The sequence below is a fragment of the Caballeronia sp. M23-90 genome, from assembly GCF_053574605.1.
Genome location: NZ_JBSIPA010000448.1, coordinates 1 through 5248, shown reverse-complemented (window position 1 = coordinate 5248; position 5248 = coordinate 1). Strand labels below are relative to the sequence as shown.

The following is a 5248-nucleotide window of genomic DNA, read 5'->3' as shown; positions in this document are numbered from 1 at the left end:
ATCGCGAGCAACACCGAAAACCCGAGCAGCAGCGGCGGCTCGCCTACGGCCTTTGAACGGAACACGGTCGGCTCGACGTTCTGGTTCTCGAAGAGCTTCACGTTCATCGCGGCAGGAATATCGCTCATCGATGGAATCGGGTGCAGTCGACGCGATGGCCGCGCGAATCGCGAGCAACACCGAAAACCCGAGCAGCAGCGGCGGCTCGCCTACGGCCTTTGAACGGAACACGGTCGGCTCGACGTTCTGGTTCTCGAAGAGCTTCACGTTCATCGCGGCAGGAATATCGCTCACCGATGGAATCTTGTAAGTGGACGGCGCGTGTGTCATCAGGCGGCCATCGCGGTTCCACCAGAGTTCTTCGGTCGTGAGCCAGCCCATGCCTTGCACGAAGCCGCCTTCCACCTGACCGATATCGAGCGATGGGTTGATCGACTGGCCCGCGTCGTGGAGGATATCGGCGCGTAGCAAACGCCATTCGCCGGTCAGCGTGTCCACGACCACTTCCGAAATCGCCGCGCCGTACGCGAAATAGTAAAACGGCTGGCCGGTCAGCGTTTTCGAATCCCAGTTGACCTTGGGCGTGGCGTAGAAACCATCGGACCACAACTGGACACGCGCGAGATAAGCAGCCGCGACGAGTTGATCGAAGGGCATCTGGCCACCGTTCGATTCCACCACGCCATTGTGGAAACGCACGTCTTCCGGACGTCCGCCGAGTTGTCTTGCCGCCAGTTCCGCGAGCCGTGCGCGAACGGTGAGCGCGGCGGCTTCGGCCGCTTTACCGTTCAAATCGCTTCCCGTCGATGCCGCCGTCGCCGATGTATTCACGACCTTGGAGGTATCGGTCGCCGTCACGCGAACTCGCGATAACGCCACGCCCAATGCATTCGCCACGACCTGCGCGACCTTTGTGTTCAAGCCCTGGCCCATTTCCGTGCCGCCGTGATTCACGAGCGCGGAGCCGTCCTTGTAGACATGCACGAGCGCGCCGGCCTGGTTCAGGAACGGCACGTTGAACGAGATGCCGAACTTCACCGGCGTGAACGCAATGCCGCGCTTGAGCACGGGACTCGTCGCGTTGAATGCGGCAATCGCACGGCGCCGCTGCACATAAGCGCTCGTTGTAATCAGTTCATCGGTCAGAGGTTGAAGCACGTTGTCTTCGACGGTCTGGCCATACGGCGTGACGTTGCGCTCGCCGATGCCGTAGTAGTTCACGCGACGCACATCGACGGGATCGCGCTTCAACCGGTGCGCGATTTCATCCATCAAGACTTCCATCACGAGCGCGCCTTGCGGACCGCCGAAGCCGCGAAATGCCGTGTTCGACTGCGTGTTCGTGCGGCAGCACAGCGCGGTGATATCGACGTCTTTCAAGAAGTACGCGTTATCGAAATGGCAGACCGCGCGTGTCGCCACGGCGCCCGACAAATCCGCCGAATAACCTGCGCGCAATGCGATTTCCACGCGCGCGCCTTGCAGACGGCCGTCGTCATCGAAGCCGGCTTCGTAGGTGTAGACGGCGTCGTGGCGCTTGCCGGTGATCATGAAATCGTCGTCGCGATCGGCCCGCAGTTTCACGGGTTTATGCAGCAAATGCGCGGCCAGCGACGCGATGCACGCAAAGATCCCCGATTGCGATTCCTTGCCGCCGAATCCACCGCCCATCCTGCGGCATTCGCACTGGACGTTGTGCGTGGGCCAGTCGAGCATGTGCGCGACCAGATGCTGCATTTCGCTCGGATGCTGCGTCGAGCTATAGACGAGGATGGAGTCATGTTCCTTCGGGATAGCGTACGCAATCTGCCCTTCCAGATAGAACTGCTCCTGTCCGCCGACTTCGAATTCACCCTGGAGCCGGTGCTTCGCCGCCGCCATCTTTCCATCCGGATCGCCACGTTTCAAATGCAGCGGCGGCAACACGAATTCCTTCTTCGCCTTGGCATCGCGCGGCGTGAGAATCGCTTCGAGCGGTTCGTACCGGATCACTTCTTCGCTTTTGGCGAGCGCGGCAGCGCGGCGCGCCAGATCGTGCGTTTCCGCGATAACCGCAAACACCGGCTGCCCGAGGTAATGCACTTCGTCTTTGGCGAGGATCGGGTCGTCGTGCAGCACGGGGCCGCAATTGTTCTCGCCTGGGATGTCGTCGGCGGTAAAGACGGCGATCACGCCGGGCGCGGCAAGAACGAGATCGAGGTTGATCGACACGATGCGCGCATGCGCATGCCGCGACAGGCCGAGCGCCGCGTGCAAGGTGCCGCGCACCTCGCCGATGTCATCCACATACGTGGCTTCGCCGCTTACATGCAGGTGCGCCGATTCGTGCGGCAAGCCGACGCCGATCGCGGCTCCCTCCGGCTTTTTCGCCGATGGCGCGTCGAAGGTTTCACCGGTGCGCGCCGTGATTTCGCTGTCGGCGGCGCTGTCGAGGAGGGGATCGGTACGCTTGTTCATCGCGTGGTCCTTGATGCTTGTGGTGCTGCGTTTATGCGGATTGTGAAAGATCCGCTTATTGCGTGTCGAACGCGAACGCGTTGACGTCGTGGAGTGCGAGCGGCTCGTTCTCGCGCGTTTCCAGGAAGAAACGCCAGAGCACGTTGCGCGCCACTTTGCTTCTGTAGGCGCTCGACGCACGCATGTCGGTGAGCGGCTGGAAGTCGACGTCCAGCGCCTGCATGGCGGCCTGGACGTTCGCCTCGTTCCACTCCTGATTCACCAGGACGGCTTCGGCATTCGATGCCCGCTTCGGCGTTGCCGCCATGCCGCCGAACGCGAATCGCGCGGCGGTGACACGGGTGCCATCGAGCGTCACCGCGAACGCCGCGCACACGGCCGAGATGTCCGAGTCGTAGCGCTTCGAGACCTTGTAAGTGCGGAAACGCAATTTCGCCGATGGCAGCGGCACACGGATCGCCGCCACGAACTCGCCCGGTTCGAGCGCGGATTTCTGATAGCCGAGATAGAACTTGTCGAGCGGCATCGAGCGGGTTTTCATCGCACGCTGCAGCACGATATCGGCGTCGAGCGCGATCAGCGCAGGCATGGAATCGCCGATGGGCGAACCGTTCGCGACATTCCCGCCGAGCGTGCCGGCGTTGCGGATCGGCCGCGATGCGAAGCGCGTCCACATCTCCGCGAGTTCCGGGTAAATGGACGAGAGCGCGCCATACGCATCTTCCAGCGACGCCGCCGCGCCAACGGTGAGCCATTGAGCATCGCGCGTGATGGACTTCAACTCGGCCACATTGCCAATGAAGAGGATATCGCCGAGATTGCGGAATTGCTTGGTGATCCACAAGCCGATGTCCGTGCTGCCGGCAAGAATCCTTGCGTCCGGGTGTTCGGCGCGAAGGCGGCCGAACTCCGCGAGCGTCACCGGCGCGTAGAAGGTCGGACGGCCGAACGCGGCGCCGCGTGCGTCGGGCGCCGTGTATTCGAACGTGTACTTGCGCTGGATGGATTGGAGTTGCTCTTTGAGCGTCTCGCGGTCGAGCGCCGAGCGCGGATATTCGAACATTTTCTGCGAAGCGTCCACGATCGGCCGATACCCCGTGCACCGGCAGAGATTGCCGGAGAGGGCGGCGTTGATTTCGTCGCGGGTGGGCATGCCGGCGTCGCTGGGCTGATTCTGGTAGAGCGCCCACATCGACATCACGAAACCCGGTGTGCAGAAGCCGCATTGCGAACCGTGGCAATCGACCATGGCCTGCTGGACGGGATGCAGCGTGCCGTCCTTCTCGCGCAGATCTTCGACGGTGAAAAGCGCGCGGCCATCGAGCGTCGGCATGAGCTGGATGCAGGCGTTGACCGCCTTGAGCTGCGGTTGCCCGTCGCCATCCAGTTCACCGATAACCACCGTGCACGCGCCACAATCGCCCTCGGCGCAGCCTTCCTTGGTGCCGGTGCATTGGTCGTGTTCGCGCAAATGCTGCAGCACGGTGCGGGTGGCGGGTGCATCAAGCACTTCGCGGATTGCGCCGTGCTGAAAAAACCGGATGGTTTGCGTTGTCATATAGAAGTCCGAGACATTGCGGATCAGGCGCGCGTTACGCGAAATCGGCTTTGAAAGTCCGGCCGAAGAGCGCACGTGGATCGCCATCCATGAAACAAGATATCACCGCAATATCTTGAAAAGATTCCGGTGAGCGTATCCAGATCATGCGAGGAGCCGAATGAGGGCGGAACGCGTTCGGCGACGCGGGTGATCCGGGGCGAGGGGGAAAGCCCCGGATTCGAGGCGCAGCGGCCTGGAGCGGCCGGATTTGCTTGGCTGACGCGGTTCGGGGAGTTCAAGGGCTCGGCGAAACACGGGGCCAGCGCCGAGGCCCGTTTATCAGGCTCGCAGCCTGCGTTTGGACCACAAACTTCCGGCGACGGCCAGAAACATTACAGTGAACCCGATCAGGCCCCACTGCGGAAGCGAAAGTCCGAGAATTGGCGGGTACGGCGTCTCGCACAAGCCTGCGACCTTGAACACCTGCGGCAGCCACTGCGCGGGCGGCAGGGAATCCACAAGGGGTTGCAGCGCATCGAAACCGCAACTGAAACCCGGATGCGCCTGGACATAGACGTGCCGCGCGGAAGCGACCGCGCCGCCCAGCGCTGAGAGGACGACGAGCACCTCGAGCAGCGCGATCCCGCGCCAACCTCTGAACGACGCGCCAAGCAGCGCAAATACCGCGATCAGCACGAAAAAATAACGCTGGATGATGCAGAGCGGGCAGGGATCTTCACCTTTCACGAACTGCAGATAAAGCGCGCCGCCGACCAGTGCCAGGCTTATCAGCGCAAGCAGGACCAGTAGCCGCCGTTCGCGGCGAATTGCGCGATCGTCCCCGTGCATGGTGAAGTGATTCAATGAATTATTCATATTTCCGGTTGGTTCGAGAAAAAAGCACCTGAAGATGCGCATCCGGCGACGGAATTCTATCGCGTTGTTTATCGGGTGGTCTCAAGCACGGCTTCAACCGCGCGGCCAATGGAAAGCAGCGCGTCGTCGCCAAATGGCGCGCCGGCCAACATCAGGCCGACTGGAGCTTCGCGACGTGGATGGCAAGGCAGTGACAACGCGCAACTATCGAGGAAATTGAAGACCGACGGATTGCGCAAGATCAGTGCATTATTCATATTTCCGGTTGGTTCGAGAAAAAAGCACCTGAAGATGCGCATCCGGCGACGGAATTCTATCGCGTTGTTTATCGGGTGGTCTCAAGCACGGCTTCAACCGCGCGGCCAATGGAAAGCA

General features: G+C 61.7%; 3 protein-coding genes and 1 pseudogene. All 4 read right to left on the bottom strand.

From position 1 onward, the window contains the following. A partial coding sequence (gene xdhB, locus ACRXB1_RS29560; RefSeq protein ID WP_449494045.1) for a xanthine dehydrogenase molybdopterin binding subunit occupies positions 1-2457 on the bottom strand: 2457 nt, incomplete at its 3' end. 55 nt (positions 2458-2512) lie between these two features. Then, a complete protein-coding gene (gene xdhA, locus ACRXB1_RS29555) occupies positions 2513-4015 on the bottom strand; it encodes a xanthine dehydrogenase small subunit (protein ID WP_449494044.1) in 1503 nt (500 codons plus the stop codon). Between the two features lie 321 nt (positions 4016-4336). Next, positions 4337-4846 (bottom strand): disulfide bond formation protein B, encoded by a 510-nt coding sequence (locus ACRXB1_RS29550; RefSeq protein ID WP_449494046.1) that lies wholly within the window; start codon positions 4844-4846, stop codon positions 4337-4339. Between the two features lie 95 nt (positions 4847-4941). Further along, positions 4942-5124 (bottom strand): annotated as a pseudogene (locus tag ACRXB1_RS29545) (amidase); the annotation flags it as partial. Positions 5125-5248 lie beyond the last annotated feature (124 nt).

What these genes read in the sequence shown, in the direction of transcription:
- xdhA (WP_449494044.1), bottom strand. Translation starts at nt 4,015, where the DNA reads ATGACAACGCAAACCATCCGGTTTTTTCAGCACGGCGCAATCCGCGAA.
- ACRXB1_RS29550 (WP_449494046.1), bottom strand. Translation starts at nt 4,846, where the DNA reads ATGCACGGGGACGATCGCGCAATTCGCCGCGAACGGCGGCTACTGGTC.